General features: G+C 58.7%; 21 protein-coding genes and 1 rRNA gene. 2 read left to right on the top strand and 20 right to left on the bottom strand.

The annotated features are described in order from the left end of the window. Window positions 1-4: 4 nt before the first annotated feature. The 5 genes from der to WG939_RS00090 all read right to left on the bottom strand — a co-directional run bounded on the left by der (window position 5) and on the right by WG939_RS00090 (window position 5257). Window positions 5-1618, bottom strand: a complete 1614-nt coding sequence (gene der / locus WG939_RS00110; RefSeq protein ID WP_339981430.1) for a ribosome biogenesis GTPase Der — start codon at window positions 1616-1618, stop codon at window positions 5-7. Between the two features lies 1 nt (window position 1619). Then, entirely contained in the window at window positions 1620-2330 is a 711-nt protein-coding gene (gene cmk / locus WG939_RS00105; protein ID WP_339982564.1) for a (d)CMP kinase, read from the bottom strand. Continuing rightward, a complete protein-coding gene (locus tag WG939_RS00100) occupies window positions 2330-3139 on the bottom strand; it encodes a pseudouridine synthase (RefSeq protein WP_445227858.1) in 810 nt (269 codons plus the stop codon). The genes cmk and WG939_RS00100 overlap by 1 nt, the downstream gene beginning before the upstream one ends. Before the next feature lie 183 nt (window positions 3140-3322). Beyond that, window positions 3323-3979 carry a dethiobiotin synthase gene (gene bioD / locus WG939_RS00095; protein WP_339981427.1) on the bottom strand — a complete coding sequence of 219 codons (657 nt, stop codon included), beginning with the start codon at window positions 3977-3979 and terminating at the stop codon, window positions 3323-3325. A 3-nt stretch (window positions 3980-3982) separates the two neighbouring features. Continuing rightward, window positions 3983-5257 carry an adenosylmethionine--8-amino-7-oxononanoate transaminase gene (locus tag WG939_RS00090; protein ID WP_339981426.1) on the bottom strand — a complete coding sequence of 425 codons (1275 nt, stop codon included), beginning with the start codon at window positions 5255-5257 and terminating at the stop codon, window positions 3983-3985. Window positions 5258-5287: 30 nt separating this feature from the next. On the opposite strand from WG939_RS00090, the gene WG939_RS00085 reads away from it, so the two are divergent. After that, complete coding sequence (locus tag WG939_RS00085; RefSeq protein ID WP_339981424.1) at window positions 5288-6742, top strand: peptide MFS transporter; 1455 nt, start codon at window positions 5288-5290, stop codon at window positions 6740-6742. Here WG939_RS00085 and scpB read toward each other — a convergent pair. Next, on the bottom strand, window positions 6739-7284 hold the full coding sequence (scpB, locus tag WG939_RS00080) for an SMC-Scp complex subunit ScpB (RefSeq protein WP_339981423.1): 546 nt from the start codon (window positions 7282-7284) through the stop codon (window positions 6739-6741). The two genes, WG939_RS00085 and scpB, sit on opposite strands and share 4 nt — an antisense overlap. Before the next feature lie 118 nt (window positions 7285-7402). Between scpB and WG939_RS00075 the strand changes: the two genes are divergently transcribed. Further along, window positions 7403-9112: an LGFP repeat-containing protein gene (locus tag WG939_RS00075; RefSeq protein ID WP_339981421.1), complete on the top strand. Its 1710-nt coding sequence runs from the start codon at window positions 7403-7405 to the stop codon at window positions 9110-9112. Between the two features lie 24 nt (window positions 9113-9136). Here WG939_RS00075 and WG939_RS00070 read toward each other — a convergent pair whose 3' ends face one another. The 14 genes from WG939_RS00070 to rrf all read right to left on the bottom strand — a co-directional run. Further along, the gene (locus WG939_RS00070) at window positions 9137-9328 is read right to left on the bottom strand and encodes a hypothetical protein (protein ID WP_339981420.1); all 192 of its coding nucleotides are present in this window, start codon (window positions 9326-9328) and stop codon (window positions 9137-9139) included. A 1304-nt stretch (window positions 9329-10632) separates the two neighbouring features. Then, window positions 10633-11475, bottom strand: a complete 843-nt coding sequence (locus WG939_RS00065; RefSeq protein ID WP_445227838.1) for a segregation and condensation protein A — start codon at window positions 11473-11475, stop codon at window positions 10633-10635. Next, on the bottom strand, window positions 11459-12346 hold the full coding sequence (locus tag WG939_RS00060) for a ParA family protein (RefSeq protein ID WP_339981418.1): 888 nt from the start codon (window positions 12344-12346) through the stop codon (window positions 11459-11461). Before WG939_RS00060 ends, WG939_RS00065 begins: the two co-directional genes overlap by 17 nt. A 158-nt stretch (window positions 12347-12504) precedes the next feature. Further along, window positions 12505-13419 (bottom strand): site-specific tyrosine recombinase XerD, encoded by a 915-nt coding sequence (xerD, locus tag WG939_RS00055; protein ID WP_339981417.1) that lies wholly within the window; start codon window positions 13417-13419, stop codon window positions 12505-12507. After that, window positions 13416-14060 (bottom strand): NUDIX domain-containing protein, encoded by a 645-nt coding sequence (locus WG939_RS00050; RefSeq protein WP_445227857.1) that lies wholly within the window; start codon window positions 14058-14060, stop codon window positions 13416-13418. Before WG939_RS00050 ends, xerD begins: the two co-directional genes overlap by 4 nt. A 2-nt stretch (window positions 14061-14062) precedes the next feature. Next, window positions 14063-15007, bottom strand: a complete 945-nt coding sequence (locus WG939_RS00045; protein ID WP_339981415.1) for a copper transporter — start codon at window positions 15005-15007, stop codon at window positions 14063-14065. Between the two features lie 18 nt (window positions 15008-15025). Then, window positions 15026-16219: a putative cytokinetic ring protein SteA gene (gene steA / locus WG939_RS00040; RefSeq protein ID WP_339981414.1), complete on the bottom strand. Its 1194-nt coding sequence runs from the start codon at window positions 16217-16219 to the stop codon at window positions 15026-15028. 55 nt (window positions 16220-16274) lie between these two features. Further along, window positions 16275-17984: a DNA repair protein RecN gene (gene recN / locus WG939_RS00035; protein WP_339981413.1), complete on the bottom strand. Its 1710-nt coding sequence runs from the start codon at window positions 17982-17984 to the stop codon at window positions 16275-16277. Window positions 17985-18008: 24 nt separating this feature from the next. Then, a complete protein-coding gene (locus WG939_RS00030; RefSeq protein ID WP_339982558.1) occupies window positions 18009-18926 on the bottom strand; it encodes an NAD kinase in 918 nt (305 codons plus the stop codon). Next, window positions 18908-19729 (bottom strand): TlyA family RNA methyltransferase, encoded by an 822-nt coding sequence (locus WG939_RS00025; protein ID WP_339981412.1) that lies wholly within the window; start codon window positions 19727-19729, stop codon window positions 18908-18910. The genes WG939_RS00030 and WG939_RS00025 overlap by 19 nt, the downstream gene beginning before the upstream one ends. A gap of 7 nt (window positions 19730-19736) precedes the next feature. Then, window positions 19737-19904, bottom strand: coding sequence for a hypothetical protein (locus WG939_RS00020; RefSeq protein ID WP_339981410.1), 168 nt, complete (start codon window positions 19902-19904; stop codon window positions 19737-19739). Beyond that, window positions 19895-20881 carry an HAD-IIA family hydrolase gene (locus WG939_RS00015; RefSeq protein WP_339981409.1) on the bottom strand — a complete coding sequence of 329 codons (987 nt, stop codon included), beginning with the start codon at window positions 20879-20881 and terminating at the stop codon, window positions 19895-19897. Before WG939_RS00015 ends, WG939_RS00020 begins: the two co-directional genes overlap by 10 nt. Window positions 20882-20900: 19 nt before the next feature. After that, window positions 20901-21773, bottom strand: a complete 873-nt coding sequence (locus WG939_RS00010) for a hypothetical protein (RefSeq protein ID WP_445227837.1) — start codon at window positions 21771-21773, stop codon at window positions 20901-20903. A gap of 121 nt (window positions 21774-21894) precedes the next feature. Next, window positions 21895-22007 (bottom strand): 5S ribosomal RNA (gene rrf / locus WG939_RS00005); the annotation flags it as partial.

Genomic DNA, 22007 nt, shown 5'->3' with positions numbered 1-22007 from the left:
GAAGTTACTTTCGCACTCGCTTTTCACGCACGCGCACGGCAATTTTCACCGGCGAGCCTTCGAATCCGAAGGACTCACGGAATTTGCGCTCGAGGTAGCGGCGGTAGCCGGCATCGAGGAAGCCCGTCGTGAACAGCACGATCACCGGCGGGCGTGTCGACGCCTGCGTCGCAAACAGCACGCGAGGCAGTCGGCCACCCTGCATCGGTGGTGGATTCTGAGCAATCACTGCGCGCAGCCAGTTGTTGAGCTGGCCAGTGGTGATGCGCTTATCCCATGCTTCCAGTGCCTCGATCATCGCCGGCTCAAGCTTTTGCAGCGCGCGACCCGTGGCAGCAGAAATATTGACTCGCTTAACCCACGGGATGTGGGCCAGCTGCAGTTCGATTTCTCGATCAAGCAGCTCACGGCGATCCTCGTCCACCAAGTCCCACTTGTTGAACGCGATAACCAGCGCGCGGCCGGATTCGATAATCATGCCGAGGACGCGCTGATCCTGCTCGGAAATTGGCTCGCTGGCGTCGATAAGCATGATGCATACTTCCGCTGCGTCGATAACGCTGCGGGTGCGCAGAGATGCGTAGTACTCGTGCCCCTGGGCCGTCTTTACTTTCTTACGCAGGCCAGCGGTGTCGATGAACTTCCACAGTTTCTGGTCCAGCTGCACGAGCGAGTCGACAGGATCAACGGTGGTACCGGCGACGTTGTCGACCACGGAGCGCTCTTCGCCCGAGATTTTGTTGAGCAGAGAGGACTTGCCAACGTTAGGTTTGCCGACCAGTGCCACACGACGTGGTCCCTGAACGATCGATGGGTGGCGTGGCTCCTCTGGGAAAAGGTCGAGTACGCGGTCGAGGACGTCAGCGCCGCCACGGCCGTGCTGAGCGGACACTGGGTATGGCTCCCCCAGGCCGAGCGCCCAGAATTCAGCCACATCGGCGAGCATGGCGTCGGAGTCACACTTGTTGGCTACGAGCACCACTGGCACTTCGGAGCGCTGCAGGTTGCGGGCCATAACCGAGTCAGTTTCGGTGATGCCCACCTTGGAGTCAACGACCATGATGATCACATCAGCGGTCGCCATTGCGGTCTCCGCCTGGCGCGCAATCGCAGCGTGGATGCCCTTCGCGTCTGGATCCCAGCCACCGGTGTCCTGAACCCAGAATCGACGCCCGTTCCAGTCGGCGAGGTAGGAGATGCGGTCGCGGGTCACGCCCGGGTGGTCCTCCACCACTGCTTCACGACGGCTCAAGAAGCGATTCGTCAGCGAGGACTTACCGACGTTTGGCCGACCAACGATAGCAACGGTGCACAGATTTTCCTCTTCAAAGGTTGGGCCCACACCGAACTCACGCTCGATGGCTTCCCAGTCCTCTTCGGATTCAGCATCATAGTCTTCGCCGAAGTCGGCGTCACCGAATTCGGAGTCGTCAAAGTCATCGTTGCCGAAGTCAAAGTTGAAGTCAGAGGCATCGAAGTCGGAGGAGGCGTAGCCGCCACCCGGTGCTACTTCGAGGTCGTCAGAGTAGGCGCGATCGGCGTTGATCTCGCCGCCCTGGGTGTGGAAAACAAAGGTGGTTTCCTGCTCTTCGTGTGCGTCACGTTCTTTGGAGCTCAACTTATGCCCCTTTCTTTGCGGCTTCGGCGGAGACTCGAGCAAGCTCAATGAGGGAGTCAACCACCTGGTCAAAAGTCATGTCAGAGGTGTCGACGATGGTGGCATCGTCTGCGGGGCGCAGTGGCGAGACCGCACGGTTGGAATCGAGTTCGTCGCGGCGCTGGACGTCGGCAAGGACGGCTTCGAACTCCACGGAGCGACCGGCAGCAATGTCCTGGTTGTAGCGACGACGCGCGCGGACCTCGGCGGAGGCGGTGAGGAAGATCTTCACCGGAGCGTTCACCAAAACGGTGGTACCGATGTCACGGCCATCCACGATGCAGCGGTGTGCCTCGGAGGCGAGGACACGCTGCAGAGCGACTAGGTTTTCGCGCACCTGCGGGTACGCCGAAACCTGGGAGACGTTCTTGGTTACCTCAGGGCCACGAATCTCACGGGAGACGTCTTCACCAGCAAGCAGCACCTCGGTGGACGCAGGATCGTCGTTGACCTGCATCGGCAGCGACGCGGTCGCTTCGACCACAGCCTGCTCATCAGCCGGGTCGATGCCCTTGCGCAGCACGTGCAGCGTAGCCACACGGTACATTGCGCCAGTATCCAGGTACTTCGCGTCCAGCTGATTAGCCACAGCGCGACATGCGGTGGACTTTCCGGCTCCGGAAGGACCGTCGACGGCGATGATGAGGCCGTCATTAGGCATGTTGGAGATCATCACATTTCCACCGCCTTGTACAGGGAAGCCAATTCGGCGTCATTGAGTGCGCGAACAGCGCCTGGGGTTTGCTCGCCGAGCTGGACGGTATGGATCTTGGTGCGAACCAGGCGCTCGACTGGGAAACCAGCGGCCTTGAGCAGACGACGAACGATGTGTTTGCGGCCTTCGTGCAGGTCAACACGCACGATAGTCTTTCCCTGCCACACTTCGATGATCTGGGCATTGTCGGCCTTAGCTGGGCCGTCGTCAAGCTCGATGCCGTTTTTGAGCGCGCGGATGTCCGCAGGCTTCATCTCGCCCACGACGGTGGCCAGGTAGGTCTTGTTGACCTCGTAGGACGGGTGCATGAGGCGGTTGGCCAGCTCGCCGTCGTTGGTGAGCAGGATGAGGCCTTCGGTGTTGGCGTCGAGGCGACCAACGTGGAAGAGGCGCTGACCAGCGTCGAGCTTTTCTCCGACGATGTCGCCGATGCATGGTCGGCCCATGTCATCGTGCATGGTGGACTGCACGCCGAATGGCTTGTTCAGCGCGAAGTACTGCAGGTCCTCGTTGATGCGGATGCGCACGCCGTCGACGCGCACGATGGCGGTGTCGGGGTTGATGCGCATGCCCTGCGTCATGACGATCTTGCCGTTAACCTCGACGCGACCTTGGTCGATCAGCTTTTCCGCCATGCGGCGCGATGCTACGCCAGCCTGAGCGAGCACCTTCTGCAGGCGGATGCCGTCGCCCTCTTCATGAGGTTCAAAGGTGTGAGTTGGGGCCACGTGCTGGTGGCGGGCAGGCTTTGCCTTGGAGACATAGATGCTGGCAGCGGTCTCACGGGTTTGGTTTTCGCCACGGCGCGGGCGAGATGAACTAGTGCCCTTTCGGGGCTGCCTTTTCTTGTCCGGTGTGCCGTCTCGGCGAGCGGGTTTGGTCACGAATCGTGTCCTATCTATGCGGTTATGAATATCGTCACCGAGCCTAGCTGACACGCAGCTGATTTGTCACCTTTGGAGCAGCTCGGGCAGCATCAGCTCAGAGGCAACCTGAGGGAGCCGATTAAGGCAGCCTTCGGGCAGAGATCCCAGATAAGGGACGCCCGTGACCTCCGGAAATTCCGTCAGATTCAACTGGGTTGCCAAATCCGGCGTTACCGGGAGCCGACCGCCGATCAAACCGAGTACCTCCAGCCCTCGGCGCTGAGCTGCCTCAACGGTGAGCTCCGCTGAATTGAGCGATCCCAGTCCCGTTGAGGTGACGACGATCAGCGGGGCTCGTAATTCCAGCGCCAGGTCAGCGAGCGTCCAGTCGTCGGCAAGGCGAACAAGCAAACCACCCGCGCCTTCCACCAGCACGACGCGGCCGGGCGCATCAAACTGGCGCACCCACGCGGCGACCTCGCTTTTCGACGCCTGCGGCAGCCCAGCCCGCTTGGCCGCCAGATTCGGGGCGAGCGGTTCCGGATACCGCGCGAACTCGAAAGTATCGAGACCCGTGAGAGCTTTCACTGTCAAAGCATCGCCCTGGCCTGGGGCTTCGCCCGTTTGCAGGGGCTTCGTCGGAATAACCTCCCAGCCTGCTTCCTTCAGTCGCAGCGAGAGCGCTGCCGTGGCGATGGTCTTTCCGACGTCAGTATTCGTGCCAGTGACGCAGATAATCATGGATTACTCCTCGTTTGCTTCGACGGATGCGCGGACGGCGCGACAAATCTGGGCGACGTTCTCGCTGGTAGATATGAACGGCGGCATGCAGTAGATGAGCTTGCCGAAGGGGCGCAGCCACACGCCTCCAGCAACAGCCGCATCGGTAGTGGCCTTCATATCGACAGGTCGCTTCATTTCCACGACGCCGATCGCGCCGAGAACTCGCACGTCTTGGACCCGAGGGTCCTCCGTGAGCGGCTTTAGGCCGGCCTTAAGTTCGGTTTCGATCCGCGGTACCTGCTCTCGCCACTGCCCTTCTTCAATCAGGCTGACTGCAGCGGACGCCACCGCGCAGGCCAGCGGGTTTCCCATGAAGGTGGGGCCGTGCATGAGTGCGCCACCACCGGCCGGTGAGCTGATCGCCTCTGCCACGGCATCGGTGGTGAGAGTAGCTGCGAACGTCATGAATCCGCCGGTCAGCGCCTTGCCTAGACACATGATGTCCGGATTCACTCCTGCGGTCTCGCAAGCGAACAGCGCGCCAGTGCGCCCAAAACCGGTGGCGATTTCGTCGGCAATGAAAAGAATCCCGTATTTGGTACACAGGCGACGCACCTCCGCCACCAACGCCGGCGAATGAAAGCGCATGCCTCCGGCACCCTGAACCATGGGCTCGATGATGATCGCGGCAATTGAGTCATCAATAGCCGCCTCCAGTTCAGCGACAAAGTCTCCGAAATCCGAGCCACTCGGCGGTGCGGACACAAACTTCTGCTCGGCAATCACTCCCCGCCACAGGCTGTGCATTCCGCCCTCCGGGTCGCATACCGACATCGGCGCAAAGGTGTCGCCATGATAGCCACCTCGCCAGGTCAGCAACTTGTTTCGCTCCGGGTGACCGATTCCCCGCTGATACTGCAGCGCCATTTTCACCGCCACCTCGACAGCCACGGATCCGGAATCCGAGTAAAAGACCTTGTCCAATCCCGTCAGTCTCGTGAGAGTTTCGGCTAGCCGCACGGCAGGCTCATGAGTAAGACCGCCGAACATGACGTGGCTCATGGCATCGATCTGCTGCTTGGCGGCAGCCACGATCTTTGGATGTGAATGGCCATGGGCGGCGGCCCACCAGGAGCTCATGCCGTCGATAAGCGTGCGGCCGTCGTGAAGCTGCAGGTACACCCCGCTTGTCGACGCCACCGGCAGGTTCGACATCGCACCGGGGGCGGGGCTGTAGGGGTGCCAGATCAGGCGAGAATCGAGGTCTTGGAGCTCGTCAACGCGGGAATTAAACACCGTTCAAGTATAGCTGCCATAATTATCGACATGACAATAATTGAACAACGTTCAACAGTGCCGGTTCAGGGACACCCCACGGGGCTAGTGTCTCTCGTGGGCATCGAGTTGTGGGAGCGCTTCAGTTTCTACGGTATGCAGGCCATCCTGGTGTTTTACCTGTACGCCGAAGACGGTCTAGGCCTAGCCAAGCAAGAAGCCACTGCGTTGATCGGCGCGTATGGCGCCTTCGTGTATCTTGCGACGATCGCGGGTGGCTGGCTCAGCGACCATTTCGCTGGCCCCGAGCGCACGCTGCTCGGCGGCGCGATATCCGTCATGGCCGGACACATTGTACTGAGTCTGATCCCGGGAACCACCGGAGCCATCATGGGGCTGCTCGCCATCGGCGCAGGGTCAGGCCTGCTCAAGACCTGCGCGATCACTACCCTGGGTTTGCTGTACTCAGACAGGCCGACCTTCCAAAAGAGCCAGGGCTTTCAGCTGTTTTACCTCGGCATTCAGCTGGGAGCGATGTTCGGCCCGATCATCACTGGTTACCTCGCGCACCGCTATTCCTGGCATGTGGGTTTCGGCGCCGCGGCCGTTCTCATGGCGGTCGGGCTGGCCAGCTACGCCACCCTGCGCCCGCGGATGTACCGGCAACTACCTAGCAACATCGTGGCCCGCATCTCGACGCCCACCAGTCCCCTTTCCCCACGCAACCGGCGAAAAGCGCTCGGAGGTTTCGTTATTGGCATCGCTTGTTTAGCGACTGGATCCCGCTGGCTCACCCCTTCTCGCTTGAGCTCAATTCTGCTCATCGTTGTCCTGTGCGCAGTCATCATTATTTTTGCTGGTCTGCTGCGCTCTTCACAGGTCACAGCCGTTGAACGGGTCAAACTCAGGGCATTCATCCCCCTGTTTCTCGCAGGAGCGGCTTTTTGGAGTGTTTCCTACCAAAACTTCGGTGTTTTCGCGGTGTACTCCGACGTTCAGCTCAACCGCATGATCGGCACATTTGAGATTCCTGCTGCCTGGGTCCAGACGCTCAATCCGATTCTGGTGATGGCCCTTGCCTACCCGGTCGCCCGCTTCTGGACGGTTCGCCCCAATGCCCCACTACCGGGCACAACGATGTCCATCGGGCTTTTCCTCGGAGGCGCAGCGTTCCTGCTGTTTCTCCCATTTGTTGGAGATGCGCCAGGAACCACCCCGCTCCTCGCAATGGTGGCAATCGCCCCGATCATCGCCATTGGCGAGCTGCTCATCGGCCCAATTTGCATGGCTGCCACTGCAGACTTTGCGCCGGAAGCCCACCGCACCACCTTCTCGGCCCTGTATTTCCTCACCTTCGCCGTAGGCATGGCCGCTTCTGGCAAGTTGTCGGAATTCTACATACCAGGCAGCCCGAAAGCGGAAACCACATATTTCCTCGGCACCGCGGTCACCACTATCGCACTGGCAGGCGCATTGTGGCTGTGGACTAAGCGAAGAGGTGCCTAGAATTCCTCGTCGATCGAATCAACATCAGGCAGCAGCGGGGCGAGGTCCGGCAGCCGGTGCAGCCCATCAATTCCCATCAGTTCCAGGAACAACTCAGTCGTCTCGTACTGGTGCGCGAGCCCCTCGGATGCCACCTCACGAATAAGCCCCCGCAACTCCAGCGTGCGCATCACACCATCCACGTTCACACCGCGCACCGCTGCGACCTGCGCGCGCGTCACGGGCTGCCGATACGCCACCACCGCGAGGGTTTCCAGGGCCGCCCGCGACAGCTTCGTCTGATTGCCGTCAAGCACAAGCTTTTCGACGACGCCAGCGTTGTCCTTCCTTGTGTAAAGACGCCACCCCTCAGCACTTTCCCGCAGGTCGATGCCACTGCCACGCTCGTCAAGCTCACTTTGCCACTGTTGGAGCACAGTTTCTACTGTGGCATCGTCGACCTCAAGCACCCGCGCGATTGTCGCGCTGGCGATTGGCGAATCGACGACCAGCAGCATCGACTCGATCTGGGAGCGCAGCGGAGAAATGAACGGAAGGGTCATGGGTAGAAAGCTTAGTCATCTCTTGTCTGATCGAAACTCAACCACAGAAAGCTTGAATGATTCGCGATGCAAAACTATTAACCCTCACCTATGATCACCATACGACAATGAAACCTCTATGCCACTGCCAGTTCTTAAGAAAGACGCAGCAATGACATACAGACTAAAAAAACTCGGGGCCACACTAACTGTGCTCGCTACAGTCTGCTTTAACCCGATCCCCGCAATCGCACAGGAAACCGACCTTCAGCCTTCCGAGGAAGCGATCGCTAGCAATATTTCGGAATTGCGTGCCCCTGGTGAGCGGGACATCTACGATGTCGACACCTCCGACTGGGACTTCAACGAGCCCGGCATGAACAAAAACAACATCGACAACCACTACTACGAACAGTTATTGCCTACAGATCTCGGTGAACCACAACCCGACATCATCGACGGAGCAATGCGCTCCGACCGCATCGACCTGCCCGACACCGTCACCAAACAAGAAGCTGACAAAGCCGAAGTCCTAGAAGCCAAGCAACGCGGCATCACGAAACCAGGCGACGAGCCTCTCATGCAGCCCATGGCAGCAGAGAACTGTCGTACCTACTGGCCCAGCTCCCACCAGGTTTGCGGCGCCATCCGGGAAAAATACGAATCCATGGCCGTCACCTGGGCCGGACAAACACCCATCAGCTTCCTGGGACTGCCAAAATCAGGAGAACTGACCAACCCCGACGGGGTCGGCAAACGCACCGAATTCGATAACGGGTTCATCTACTGGCACCCAGACACCGGAGCATGGTCAGTAACAACACATAACTCCATTGTCTGGGCACGAAACGGCTGGGAACAAGGACGCCTCGGCTACCCCACATCCGATGAAATCGGCACCGGCGACAACGTCGGCCGCAAGCAATCATTCCAACGCGGCCGAATCTACGGCTCCCTCTCCGGCGTTGTCTCCATCGAAGGCAAGATCCTGGAGAAATGGATCGAAACCGGGGAAGAAAAAGGCCCACTCGGATACCCAGCCACCGACGAAGAAGGCACCCCAGACGGAGTAGGACGCTTCAACCGCTTCGCCCTCGGCATGATCTACTGGCACCCACAACACGGAGCACACCCAGTCACGGGCGCAATCTCCGCAGTTTGGTCACATCAAGGATTTGAGAGAAGTGAATATGGATATCCGACGTCTGATGCAATAACGAATTCCGAAGGTGACATTTCACAAGCCTTTGAAAAATCGACGATTAATTTAGGAGAGATTTTTCGCAACAGTGGTTCGATCACTATCAATGGCAAAGAAATTGACCAGGGATTATATGAGTTTGCAAAGGTAGTTCTCGGTGTCGATCTTGCAAACAATATCCATGAGAATGATCCGTCTTCACCTGTAAACACAGCGCTCCAAGCTACAAGCCAAAGCCGATCGTACTTCCCCCCTCAGAATGCTGAATACCACCGAACTATCCCATCTGGCAATTATCGAATGGTTTCTCCAATTACCATACCGATCAATTACAGCTACAACCTAGCAGATCCAAGACGGAAGCTACATGATTTCTGTAGTCGCGGTGTTGATTTCTTTTCCGAAGAGCCCGAACTGGCAATTGTAAACGTTGCCGATTTTCGAGGCCCGTGTGCAACTCACGATCAATGCTATGAGAGCTTTCCAGACAAGGATTTCCGGGTTAGAAACTGCGACCCTTTGCTGAGGCAGCAGCTAAACTACGCTTGCAATCAAACGTCAGCTCGGACCGATGGCATTTTCCGTAGACCTCGGGCCTGCACAGGTCTGGCAGAAGCATACTATCAAGTCGCAAAGGAGTTATCGTAAATTGGGAAGCCCGGTCCATGGTAATCAAACCTCAAACATTTGGCGGTTTCCAGCACCTGAGCTAATCATTTTCCTTACACTCATCGTTTCATTTTTCTTGCCCTTGCAACTTTCCAAAGGCTGGATTTTCCTATCAGCTGGCGCAGTTGCAATTGCATTCCTCTGCTCAATTGGATTGGGGATGACCCGTTCATCCTGCTGGCTTCCATCTGTCATCTTACTCATCCTTGGGCTTATGCTCTTGTATGGAATGCGCTCATCTCCAAGCGGTGATCCGGATTTCGGAAAGGGTTGGCTGTTTGTTATGGGAGGCGGATTAACCTTTTCGGGCACCTCCGATCTGATACGCCGCCGGCTGGCAATTTTCAAAAAATTGCACCTTGATACCTAATTGAACGCTTTGCCTGTGCAACTATTCGAAATCCGACTTGGTATTCGATCACGAACACAAGCACGCGTTTTGAAGCTATTGTTTGATCAATGTGGCTTCTCCAGCTTTGTAGTTTAAAAGGGCGGCAATAATATCCCTTTTGGTAGGTTCAAGTGTGATCAATATCGTTACTATTCAGAAACCTGCGCATACCCCCAAACGATTGACGATCACTTATGACGGCTAAGCAATTCATTTCCATTTCTCCCAATTGGCGATCATTTTGCGAAAAGAATAGTCTACGGAATGTTTGCCAAGATGTACCTTTTGTAGAATCAGGCACTTTGAGCTGTCTAACTTCGATACCCCGCGAATCATGGTATCGATACGCCGTCACATTTTCGCAGCAAGGAAATGCTCCCCGGGTTTTCGACGTTGACTATTTTCCACAACTTGATGCTTGGCTATCTTTTGAAGCAGGGGTTCCCTATGAAAGGAGATGGCCTTTCGACAGTAAGGGAAATTTCAAACTGATGCGCCGGTCCCTTAGCGGGTCTACTTGGCCTTCCCTAGTATTCAAGTATCGGAATTTGTCAATTTGGGGCAATCCAACAACTTGCAAAAGAAACGAAGATTACCCGCAATACGCCTCCATTGCAGACGATCGGTACATTTATGTTGTTTCCAAAATTGGCAAGTTGGATATCGAAAGTGGAAATTTTTCTGAAATCATAATTGATACGCGCCATGGAGTTTGTACTCTGTTTGCAATTTGGTTTAACGGTGAAGAATTTCGGAAATGGGAACTAAATTCTCTAAGGATTGTGCCCAACACAGAGTTTCCAGATTTTCTGATGCGACACAACCTGTCTATCGGCAGTCCAATCAACTGAAGGCATACCTATTCCAACCGAATCACATTCGCCATTTTGCATTGCACGGAATACGATGCCTCGAATTCGTGCACATATATGTCACAATTTCGGGTAGCGAAACTTTAAGTTGATTTTCGGCTCATATTTCCATATATGCAATGCGCACAAGTTCGAGGACATGTTTGTTTTCGAAATTAATTGGAAAGTATTCGTTTTTGTTGATATCAATCATTTATGGGTGTTCGCTCACGAGCAACGACAGGTGAGGCTGAACCCTAGTTCCAATTCGCCGCTGCTACCACGGCGGGGTCGACATCGATGCCGGTCCAGGCGACGCGTAGCTCACCCAGCGATTCCTCCTGAGACACCCCAATCGCACGTGCCTTGTACAGCTCGAGCAGGGCGAGAAATCGGCCGATCTTTTCCATGGTGAGGGTGCAGTCGCGGGTGAGCGTGGCGAAGGTGAGCCAGGTGTCCTTGCCCGCAAGTCTCAGGGTATCCAGCACTTTTCCGGCCTGCTCAGGCACCGACACCGCAACCTGGTGGATATGGTCGGTGCCCACCAACTCGGGAGCTTTGGGGCGGAAGGCACCTGCAGCGATCTCGGCGAACTGGGCCAGTGACTTTCCGATGGTCACCGGTGGCAGCAGGTCCACAAACTGGGGCTCCAGCGAGACTTCGCGCGGGTAGCGTCGTTGCGCGCGGCGCTGCCATTCCGCCAACATGTCCGCCACCTGCTTGTACGCCTTGTATTGCAGCAGGCGGGCAAAAAGCAGGTCTCGAGTTTCCAGCAGCGCTAGGTCCTCGGCGTCCTCGACCTCGCCACGCGGAATGAGCCGAGCGGCCTTCAAATCCAGCAGCGTGGATGCAACCAGCAAGAACTCCGTGACTTCGTCTAGGTCAGCCGTCTCGCCGAGGGCGCGCGTGTAAGCGATGAACTCGTCGGTCACCTGGGACAGCGCCACCTCGGTCACATCAAGTTTCTTCGCCGAAATTAGCTGCAGGAGCAGGTCAAAAGGACCCTCGAAGTTCTTCAGGGCAACCTGAAAGCCTGTGATTTCTGGTTGCTCCGCTGCGCCGTCGGGAAGCGGAGGCGAAAGCCTAGGCCGTACGCTCAATGACTTCGCGGGCTAGGTTGCGGTACTGCTCAGCGCCTTGAGACTTCGGTGCCCAAGAAATGATTGGCTCGCCCGCCACAGAGGTTTCGGGGAAACGCACGGTGCGGGTGATGACGGTGTCAAAGACCTGGTCACCAAAGACTTCCACCACGCGGCTCATGACTTCGCGGGCGTGAGAGGTTCGACGGTCAAACATCGTCACCAGGATGCCGAGCACCTCGAGGTTGAAGTTGAGGCGATCGCGCACCTTCTCCACGGTATCCGTGAGCAGGGCAAGTCCGCGGAGGGAGAAGTATTCGCATTCCATCGGGATGACCACACCGTGGGCACAAGCGAGCGCGTTGACGGTGAGCAAGCCGAGGGATGGCTGGCAGTCCAGGATGATGTAGTCATAGTCCTTCATCACCGGACGTAGTACGCGGGCGAGGGTCTGCTCGCGGCCGACCTCGTTGACCAACTGGATCTCTGCTGCGGAAAGGTCAATGTTGGCTGGCACGAGCTCCAGGCCCGGCACGTTAGTCTTGTGGATCGCGTGGAAGATCGAGGTGTGCTGGTCTACGAGCAGGTTGTAGATGGTCAGGTCGAGCTCGTCATGACGAACGCCGAGGCCCGCGGACAGCGCGCCCTGCGGGTCGAGGTCAACCAGCAGCACCTTGCGCCCGGCCTCTGCTAGGCAGGCACCCAGGTTGATGGTGGACGTGGTTTTGCCCACGCCACCCTTTTGGTTACACATCGCAATGATGGTGGCAGGGCCATGCTTGTCCAGCGGCGCAGGTTCTGGAAGCTCACGAACCGGACGCCCCGTCAGGCCCAGCTCAGGTGCTGAAGCCTCGAACAGTGCGGACGATCCACCCTGATCCGAGTTCGCCATGGATCAACCCTTCTTCCTTGACTTTCGCGAAAATTCTCGGCATTGCAGCGCCGAATAACACATGTGTGATTCCCAGGATACAGGGCAGAAGCCCATTGTGGGTACTCTGCGTGCGCGTCGCGCCGAGTATAGCACCCAGACTTGACCAAGCTGGATCTTTACGCCCTAGGGTGTGCAGAGTTCCACACCTGGCGCAGATTCGCGGCGGTGACATGCGTATAGATCTGGGTGGTGGTCACAGAGGAATGTCCCAGCAGTTCCTGCACCACGCGAATGTCAGCCCCGCCTTCCAGCAAATGAGTGGCGAAGGAGTGCCGCAGGGTGTGGGGCGAAATATCCTTATCGATCCCCGCCCGCTGCGCAGCATCCTTGATGATCCCCCACGCACTTTGGCGCGACAACGCCCCTCCCCGCTTGTTGAGCAGCGCCGCATGACTCTTGCCTTTAGAAAGCGCGGGACGCCCTCGCACGAAATAATCCTCCACGGCTTGTCGCGCCATACTTCCCAGTGGCACGAGACGCTGCTTGTTGCCTTTACCGGTCACCCGCAGCATGGCATCTTCAGTGTGGAGGTCGTCCACAGTCAAGGCAGTGACCTCCGAGATTCGGGCACCAGTGCCATATAGCAGTTCGAGCAATGCTCGGTCGCGTAGGCCAATGGGAGTTTCGGGGCTGGTGGCGTCGATAAGCCTGCTTACTTCGGCAACGGACAGGGTATCTGGCAGGTGCTGCGCGGCGGCCGGCGGCGACACCGCAGCAGCGACGTCCACGTTCAACGCGCCCTCCGCCACGGCAAACTTGTGTAGTCCGCGCGCAACCACCAAGGCCCTAGCACTCGAGGAGGCTGCCAACGGTTTCCGCCCCTGCGCCGGGTTCCCGCGTCGCATTTCGGCGACATAGGTTTCCAGGTGTCCCGAGGTGACATCATTGAGGTCCGTGATCCCGGCCTCTTCGAGCCAGCCCACGTACCTATCCAGATCGCGCTTGTAGTTGCTCAGCGTGTTGGGTGACGCTCCCCGCTCGACCGCCAGGTGGCTCAGCCATTCCTGAGCAATCCCCCGCGGTGAGGTCATATCCGCTTCATGTCCGCGTGCAAGCCCGCAGCTTTGCGACGCTCTGCCATTGCGGTTGGTCGCAGCGCGAATGGCTCGTCGGTGGAACGGCCGTTGAGACCTTTTTCAATCAGTCGCGCACCGGTCATGATCGCAGCGATAGCAATGCCATTGACGATCTCCCCGCGCAGCACCATGTTCACGGCTTCGTCCACGGTGAACCATTCGAGCTGCATGTCGGCTTCTTCGTCTTCCGGCTCAGGTTGTTCAATCTCGCTGAGCTCCGTGGCGAGGAAAACGCGGATGGATTCCTCGCAAAAGCCCGGGCTGCTCACCAAGTCCACGATGAGCGACCAGTTTTGAGCCGCAAGACCCGTCTCTTCCTGCAGCTCACGTCGCGCACACTCCAGCGGATCTTCATCGGCCACATCGAGGATGCCGGCAGGAAGTTCCCACAGTCGTTGCTTCACGCAGTGGCGGTACTGGCGCACCATCGGGATCTTCTCCCCATCGAACGCCAAGATCGCGACCGCTCCGAAGTGCTCCACGATCTCCCGGTTTGCTACACCGCCACCAGGCATAACAACGCCATCACGACGCACCGCAATGATCGGCGAATCAAGGAGCAGTTCTGATGAAACGACCTCAAAGTTGTGCATCAGAGCTATCCCTTAGGCTTAGCCGGCGATACAGCATCCACACCATCGGCAGTGCCGTAAGCGCCCTGCTTGTTGTCCAACTGCTCGCGGGCTGCCAGAATCGTGGCGATCTGCCCGAAAGCACGATCCACGGAATCCACAGTGGATACGCCGGAGGCGGAATCCTTACGCAGCTGTCCGATCACACCGTTGTCGGAGGCAGTCTTAACGCGACCTGCCACGACAACGCCGTTTGCCTTCTTATCCAGTGCCTTGGCAAAGGTTGCCTGGTGAACAGCGGCGAAGTTCTTCTCGCCAACGCCATCAGAATCACCGGTGACAATCAGGATGATTTGGGCAGGCAGAATGGTTCCATCTGGGTAATTGATGAAGCCGCCGTCGCGCAATGCCTTCAGCAGCAGCGCACGATCTTCAGTCTTAGCCAGTGGCTCACCATTGTCCTTGTTGAGCAGCAGCGCAGCTCCCAACGCCTCACCGCCGTGCGTTCCAGGGTCAAGTTGAGTAGTTGACAGCTGAGCCCCAGCAGGAAGCGTATTGGCGACGATGGACTTGAGCGGATCCGCGCCATCAGCGGAGAAGAACTTCTCCGTCAAGGTAATCGTTCCGGCGTCCTTCGCACCCGACTTGTTGCGCAGCTCAGTGACGGCCTTCACGTCAGCCTCATCGGCGTCCGCAGTGCGGAAGATCAGAACAGGGCGGTCCTTGAGCACGTCAGCAACTGTTTCATTTGCCGTAGCTGCGATGTAGGAGTCAGCAGCCTTAGCCTGCGCTCCATTGATCGCAGCTTCGGATTTTGCTGACGCCAGCTCCTGGACTGCCTGCTGGCTTTCCTCGTTTGCGCCACCCGGCAGGTTTGGTGAGAGCACGTAGGTGCCGAAAGCGGTGCCGATTGCAACACCAAAGGCAAGGCCCGCGACGGCAATTCCGGTAGGTCGTTTCCTCTTAGCCATGTGTCTTAGGTCCCCTGATTACTTGAACAGCCCTTGGAACGCCAATGCGATGTTGTTCCACGTGTCAATTAGGTTGTCTACGAATGCGCCGTCACCGCTGAGGCCCGCGATCGCCACGATTACTGCAATTGCTGCCAGGATGCCGAGGATCGCCCAGATCCAGCCGCTGCCACCGGAGCGCTGGACGGTGTAGAGATCGGCGACCGTATTGCCGTCGATAAGCTTGCCGCCAAGCTTGGTGCGGGTGAGCAGCGCGGATGGCGTCGCGTAGGACGCTCCCGCGAAGATTTCAGACAGGTCCAGCTTGGAGCCGGCTGCCACGATCGTGCTGGCCTGGTGGTAGTCGGCGAGCAGGAGCGCCAAATCGGTCGCGGAGTCAGATGCAGCCGGGAAGGTCATCGCGCCAATGCCGAGATCCTGAATGCGCTCGAGGCCTGGAGCGTGACCGTCTGGTCCCGCAGGAAGCACGACCTTTGCGCCGGAGCGCAGCGCATCATTGCCGATGTTCGATGGGTCACCAACGATCAGGTCCGGGGTGTAACCAGACTCGACGAGCGTATCCGCTGCGCCGTCCACACCGATCAGGACTGGCTCGTATTCGCGAATGAAGTTTCGCAAGCGCTTCAGCTGCTCGCGGTGTCCCTGCCCTGGGCTCAGCACGAGAGCCTTCCTGCCCTCAAAATTAATGCCGGTGTCTGGGATACCGAGGCCGTCGATAAGCAGCGGAGATTCGGAGTGCAGGAACTCGATGGTGTTGCCGAAGAAGGCTTCCATGTGGTCGACGAGGGTGCGCTGCGCCTCGCTGAACTGTGCCTCAGCCTTGGCCGCGGTGAGGACCTCACCGGAAGCGATGGAGCGCTCGCCGACGAACAATTGTCCGTCATCCGTCAGGCGTACCTTCTTGCCGTCCTTCACGCCATCGCGAATGCTTTCGCCCACGCCCTCAACCAGGGTGATTCCGGCGTCAAGCAGGATCTGCGGCCCCACGTTCGGCATCGCGCCCGTGGTGAACTGCGCCATGTTGATGATCGCCGCTGGCGACGCATCCGCCAAGCGCTGGGCGTGCGCGCGCCCAAGATCTGGCTCATTGATCAGCGCGATGTCGCCGGAGTTGAGCTTTTTGGTTCGCTTGGTTTCCAGCGACAGATCGCGCAGCGTGGCGGTAAGTCCTGGCAGGTCGGAGTTGCGAGAGAACAGACTCATGGCAACCATTGTTGCGCCTGTGACGGCAATGCTGGGCTAGGCGCGCGGTGAAGGGACGATATTTTTAGACCATTGATTCCCTGTCGGCGCGGGCTCGCTCCAGCAGTTCTTGGGCATGGGCGCGACCGGTGTCTGATTCTTCAAGACCTGCCAGCATGCGCGCCAACTCCTCAATCCGGCGCTCCTGATTAAGCTTCTCGACGCCCGAGCGTTGCGTGGCGTCGGTGACCTCCTTGGACACGTGCAGGTGAGTGTCCGCATAAGCAGCTACCTGCGGCAAGTGGGTGACCACGATGACTTGGCAATGCTGCGACAGTCGCGCCAGACGCCGACCAATCTCCACTGCTGCCCTGCCACCGACACCGGCATCAACCTCGTCGAAGACGAGCGTGCCACCGATGGAATCGGCCGACAGGATCACTTCCAAGGCCAGCATGACTCGGGAAAGCTCGCCACCGGAAGCAGATGTGGCCAGTGGCCGTGCTTCGAGTTCGGGTGCGCCAGCCAGGCGGAACTCCACCTCATCCATGCCGGTTGGCGAGGGCTTCGCAGGCTCAAGAGCCACCTCAAATCGAGCCTTGGGCATGGCAAGCCCCTGGATTTCCGTGGTTACGCGCTTGGCAAGACTCTGAGCTGCGGCCGCGCGCTTCTTCGTGAGCGCTGCACCAGCCTGCAGCATCACCGTCTTTGCCTTGTCCACCTCTTCCTTCAGTTTGTCCAAAGCATCTGCAGAGACATCAATGCTGCGCAACTTGGATTCTGCCTTGTCGCGCCAGGCGATGACACCATCAATGTCCGGCGCGTACTTTCGTGTCAGGCTCTTGAGCTCCTGTTGCCGCTGCAAGCTGGATTCCAGCGCGTCCGGATCGGCTGGAAGATCCTCCAAGTACCGTCCCAACTCGCGAGACAATTCACTGAGCTCGCTGGTCAACGCGCTGATGCGCTCACCAAATTCAGCGAGCTCAGGATCGTCAGACCCCACCAAACCCGAGGTCACCCCACCGAGTAAGTCGGCAGCTCCAGGGGTGTCGCCGTCGTCGACACCGTCGATGGCAATCAGCGCAGCGCTTGCTTGTTCGCGTAGCGTATCGACGTCTTGCAGTCGCCGAATAAGCGCGAGGAGCTCCGTATCTTCCCCGGGCTGCGGATTGATCGAGGTAATGTCGTCGATGGCGAACTTGAGGCGATCAACTTCCTGCGCCAACTCTCGGCGACTCTCAGTGCGAGCCTTGAGATCCTTTGCCAAGGCTCGCCACTGGCTAAATGCAGCAGCGTACTTTTCCCGAAGCTTTGGCAGGGCAGAATCCGAGCGATCAAGTGCCTCTAACTGCGCTGCAGGGCTGAGCAGGCGCAGCTGATCGTTCTGCCCGTGAATAGTGAGGACTTCGGTGGCGAAGTCGCTGAGCGTGGCCGCCGGTGTGGCTCGGCCACCCAAGTGTGCCTTCGAACGTCCGGTTGAGTTCACTACTCTGGTTGCGATAATCTCGCCGGATTCGTCGGGCCGGGCACCGGTTTCGTTTAGTAGTTCTTTGACTGCGGTTTGCGCGTTCTGATCGAGATCGTCAAGGAAGAACCGTCCCTCGACCACAGCTTGATCAGCTCCCGTGCGCACCCGCGAAGCATCCGCACGCGCACCACTCAGGAGACGCAGACCAGTCACGACCATCGTCTTACCTGCGCCTGTTTCGCCGGTAAGGACCGTGAGGCCAGGGGAAAAATCCAGCGACGAGGACGCGATAACGCCCAAGTTCTCAATCGCAATGTCTCCGAGCATAATCCCCTACTTTAACAACTGTTTCTACGCGGCCGGCCCGCGCCAGCCGTCGACAGGCAAGCGGAACTTGCGCACGAGGCGGTCGGTGAAAGGCAGGTCGTCGAGGCGGACCCAGCGGACCGACCGCTCCCCGCGGACGACCTCAACGCGGGCGCCTGGTGGCATCTCAAAGGTGCGGAAGCCATCCATGATCGCGATGGCTGGTGCATTGCGGGATTCCACAGCCACGCGGGAATGAGGACTCACGACCAATGGCTTCGCGAACAATGCGTGCGCATTGTTCGGCACTACCAAAATCGCGTCGAGCTCCGGCCACAGCACGGGGCCACCAGCGGAGAACGCGTAGGCAGTGGAGCCCGTTGGAGTGGAGATGAGGACGCCGTCGCAGCCGAAGCTGCTCACTGGGCGCGAGTCGACTTCCAGGGTTGCGTCCAGTACGCCACGTCGATTGGTGTTTTCCACGCTCACTTCGTTAAGCGCCCACCCCTTGGCGAGTACTTCGCGGTTTTCGTCGCGGATGACCACGGACAGCGTCATGCGGTCTTCCACTCGGTAGTCCTTCGCGATGACCCTGGAAATGGCTTCCTCCATGGAGTCAGCCTCCCATTCCGCGAGGAATCCAATGTGCCCAAGGTTGATGCCGAGCACCGGAAGATCCGCAGCATGCGCCAGGTCCGCGGCGCGCAGAAACGTGCCATCGCCACCAAGAACGAGGACTAATTCCACGCCATCTGTCGCGGCTTCCACGTGTCCGAACATCGGATACTGGCCGAGTACCGGGTGGTGCTTGATAACTTCCTCATTGGCGCCGCCGATGAGTCGAACGCCAATGCCTGCGTCGCTGAGTTTTTGGGCCGCAATGGCAGCCGATGCCAGGTTAACCTCTCGCCCCGTATGCGGGACGAGCAGTACTTCACGAGTCACTACTGTGGTCCCTCCGATACAGCCTTTTCCACCATTTGTTCAATGTCGTCCACACCCAACGCGGATGCCCCGCCATCTTTTTTGAGCCACAGGAAATATTCCACATTGCCCGAAGGCCCCGGCAGTGGCGATGCCACGCATCCCTTTAGGCTCAAGCCGAGCTTTTGCGCAGCGACAGCGACGTCTCGAGTAACTTCTGCCCGCAGCTCCGGGCTCTTGACTACGCCACCGTTACCCAAGCGATCTTTGCCAACCTCGAATTGAGGCTTGACCATAGGAAGTAGGTCTGCGCCGTCGTCAAGCGCCGCGACGATGGCAGGCAACACCAGCTCCAATGAGATGAAGGACAGGTCGCCGACCATCGCGTCGCAGGGACCGTCCGTGTGTTCGAGGGTGAGGTGTCGGATATTGGTGCGGTCGACTACTCGCACGCGGTCGTCATTTTGGAGTCGCCAAATGAGCTGGCCATACCCCACATCAACCGACACGACCTCACGCGCGCCGCGGCGCAGGCACACATCCGTGAAGCCGCCGGTGGAGGCTCCGGCATCGAGGACCTTTTTGCCACTGAGGCTGAGGCCCTGCGGCTCAAATGCTTCCAGCGCGCCTAGGAGCTTGTGCGCGCCTCTCGACGCCCAATCGTCCTGCGCCGACTCATCCACGCGGATGGACACGTCAGGCTCAACTACGGTAGCGGGTTTGAGTGCGAGCATCCCCGCAACGTACACGTGCCGGCCCCGGATGAGCTCGGTTGCGTGTTCCCTCGAGCGCGCAATTTTGCGTCGCACGAGCTCGGCGTCCAGTCGTCTTCTACTAACCATGTTTCCTCTATTGCAGCGCGCTGTGGACGATGTCGTGGGCTCGGGCCAAGACAGTGGCCTCTTCAGTCAAATTCTCCACGGGCTCCGACAACACCGCTGCGACGGCCTCATCTAACTGTTCGGGAGTGACTTTGGGTTTGCGGGGATCATGCGGAATCGGCGCACCTACCGCCATGTCGCCACCGCCCGCTGAGCATGCTCGGAAACGCCTTCAATATGGGCAATGTGTGGTTCTTCCTTCGTCCATGCGACAGCCAGCGCAGTGCGGAACGCCTGGACGCTTGTGGAGTCAGCGCTACCGCCGTCGATAAGCAACGTGTCGCCTTCAATGCGCGCACTGAACCCACCTTGAGCGCCAGGAAGCAGTTCATCCCGCTCTTGAGACAGTCCGCGCATATCCTCCGCGATGAGCGTGGCGCGCTGGGTTACAGGCGCGTTGAGGATATCCATGTGACCGCTCACGCCGGTGAGTACTTGCAGCGTATCCATGCGCGCAGCTACGCCGCCCGCGATGTCGGTGTCCAGCCGGTCTCCGACTGCCAACGGACGCGCTGCCTGCAGCTTCTCCGCCGCGAGCAGGAACATCTCTGGTTCAGGCTTTCCAGCCGAGCGCGGACGAACCCCCGTTGCACTCACGACGGCAGCGACCATTGATCCGTTGCCCACGTGCAACCCGCGCTCCATCGGCAGCGTGGTATCAAGGTTGGAGGCCAGGTATTGCGCACCCTGTCGAATGGAGAGGGCGGCCTCAGAAAGCTGGGCCCATCCGGTGGCTGGGTTGTGACCGTGGAGAACGGCTGCCGGATGCTCGTCAGCAGAGTCGACAACGACGAAACCAGCCTCGCGAGCTAGTTCTTTGAAGGAATCTGTACCCAATACGAGCACGCGAGCGCCGGATTCGCAGACCTCTTGGGCCATGAGTACAGCGGCTTGAGCAGAAGTCATGACCTTATCAGGGGTCGTCATCAGCCCCATTCCGCCAAGCTGCTCTACTACCACCGCGGGTGCCTTTGAGGCATTGTTGGTGACGTACATGGCTGGAAGTCCACTAGCCACCACCTCTTCTACGGCGTTGGGGATGGCGCGACCGCCTTCCCACATTGTGCCGTCGAGGTCGAGGAGGAGGGCATCGTACGCGGTGGATACAATCATGCCCCCAACTTTACCGCGCCTACTTGGAGTTCAATTCCTTGAGTCGATCTTCGGTGTCGAGGAATCCGTCGACGTCCGCGCGCTGCGAGCTTTCGAACCACTCACGAGCCTCGTCGGTACGGCCGACAGCGAGCAAAGCGTCTGCATAGGCGTACATCAAGCGGGAAGCGCTGACACCGTCGGCGTTTCGGTTTGGATTGGCCTTGCCAAGTTCGACCAACGCAGCGTCATGCTGCCCAAGATCGTGGCGGGCACCAGCGACAACGATAACGAACTCGGTACGTGCTTCTTCATCAAGTTCAGCTAAGTCAATCTCACGTGCCAGCTCGATGGCCTTCTCTGGACGTCCCAACGCACGCTCACAGTCAGCCATCACTGCAATCAGACCGGGACCACCGCTCATACGGCGGGCGGCGCGGAGCTCAGCCAATGCTTCCTTCCACTCGCCTGCGTGGTACGCGGCAATGCCTGCGGTTTCACGGACAACGGACACACGTCCACCACGGTCTTTGGCGGCGCGAGCGTGGCGGAGGGCGAGCTTAGGATCATCAGCCATCAGGGTTGCGGCCATGATCATGTGCTTTGCGACGGCATCAGCATTGTCCTTCGACAGGCTTCGCAGATCCTGGAGGACGGAACGATCTAGATCCTTTACGTCGATGTCGTTCGGGAGATCAGGTTCGTTTTGACGCTTTGCGATGCGTTCTTCACGGAAGTTTGCGCGGTTTGGGCCTGCGTGGAACTTGCCTTCGTTTCGTCCGCTGCCTCCGCGTTGTGCGTGGCGACGTTCACCGCCGCGCTTTGGGCGGCCTTCGTTGGGGCCCCGTCCGCCCCCGCGGCGTGGGCCTTCACCACGGGATGAGTTGCTGTTGCGGGATGTGTATTCACCCATGTTGTGCGAAGACCCTTCTTTGGCTGAGAACTAATTTGTCTATGTAGCACTCTAGCGTAGTGCCGAAATGCAGAAAGAGGGGCCTGGTATCGGCCCCTCTTTCTGTTTTTATAAAGTTTTTGGTCGGCGGTGTCCTACTCTCCCACACCCTCCCAGGTGCAGTACCATCGGCGCAGTAAGGCTTAGCTTCCGGGTTCGGAATGGGACCGGGCGTTTCCCTTACGCTATCAACCA

Source organism: Corynebacterium sp. H130 (assembly GCF_037572395.1).
Taxonomy (GTDB): domain Bacteria; phylum Actinomycetota; class Actinomycetes; order Mycobacteriales; family Mycobacteriaceae; genus Corynebacterium.
The sequence above is the reverse complement of the archived record's forward strand: the minus strand, read 5'-3'. Positions and strand labels throughout refer to the sequence as shown.

What these genes read in the sequence shown, in the direction of transcription:
- recN (WP_339981413.1), bottom strand. Translation starts at nt 17,984, where the DNA reads ATGCTCGGAGACATTGCGATTGAGAACTTGGGCGTTATCGCGTCCTCG.
- WG939_RS00085 (WP_339981424.1), top strand. Translation starts at nt 5,288, where the DNA reads ATGACAATAATTGAACAACGTTCAACAGTGCCGGTTCAGGGACACCCC.
- steA (WP_339981414.1), bottom strand. Translation starts at nt 16,219, where the DNA reads ATGGTTGCCATGAGTCTGTTCTCTCGCAACTCCGACCTGCCAGGACTT.
- WG939_RS00060 (WP_339981418.1), bottom strand. Translation starts at nt 12,346, where the DNA reads ATGGCGAACTCGGATCAGGGTGGATCGTCCGCACTGTTCGAGGCTTCA.
- WG939_RS00020 (WP_339981410.1), bottom strand. Translation starts at nt 19,904, where the DNA reads ATGGCGGTAGGTGCGCCGATTCCGCATGATCCCCGCAAACCCAAAGTC.
- WG939_RS00015 (WP_339981409.1), bottom strand. Translation starts at nt 20,881, where the DNA reads ATGATTGTATCCACCGCGTACGATGCCCTCCTCCTCGACCTCGACGGC.
- xerD (WP_339981417.1), bottom strand. Translation starts at nt 13,419, where the DNA reads ATGACCTCACCGCGGGGGATTGCTCAGGAATGGCTGAGCCACCTGGCG.
- scpB (WP_339981423.1), bottom strand. Translation starts at nt 7,284, where the DNA reads ATGACCCTTCCGTTCATTTCTCCGCTGCGCTCCCAGATCGAGTCGATG.
- WG939_RS00045 (WP_339981415.1), bottom strand. Translation starts at nt 15,007, where the DNA reads ATGGCTAAGAGGAAACGACCTACCGGAATTGCCGTCGCGGGCCTTGCC.
- WG939_RS00025 (WP_339981412.1), bottom strand. Translation starts at nt 19,729, where the DNA reads ATGGTTAGTAGAAGACGACTGGACGCCGAGCTCGTGCGACGCAAAATT.
- cmk (WP_339982564.1), bottom strand. Translation starts at nt 2,330, where the DNA reads ATGATCTCCAACATGCCTAATGACGGCCTCATCATCGCCGTCGACGGT.
- WG939_RS00070 (WP_339981420.1), bottom strand. Translation starts at nt 9,328, where the DNA reads ATGACAGATGGAAGCCAGCAGGATGAACGGGTCATCCCCAATCCAATT.
- WG939_RS00010 (WP_445227837.1), bottom strand. Translation starts at nt 21,773, where the DNA reads ATGGGTGAATACACATCCCGCAACAGCAACTCATCCCGTGGTGAAGGC.
- bioD (WP_339981427.1), bottom strand. Translation starts at nt 3,979, where the DNA reads ATGATTATCTGCGTCACTGGCACGAATACTGACGTCGGAAAGACCATC.
- WG939_RS00075 (WP_339981421.1), top strand. Translation starts at nt 7,403, where the DNA reads ATGCCACTGCCAGTTCTTAAGAAAGACGCAGCAATGACATACAGACTA.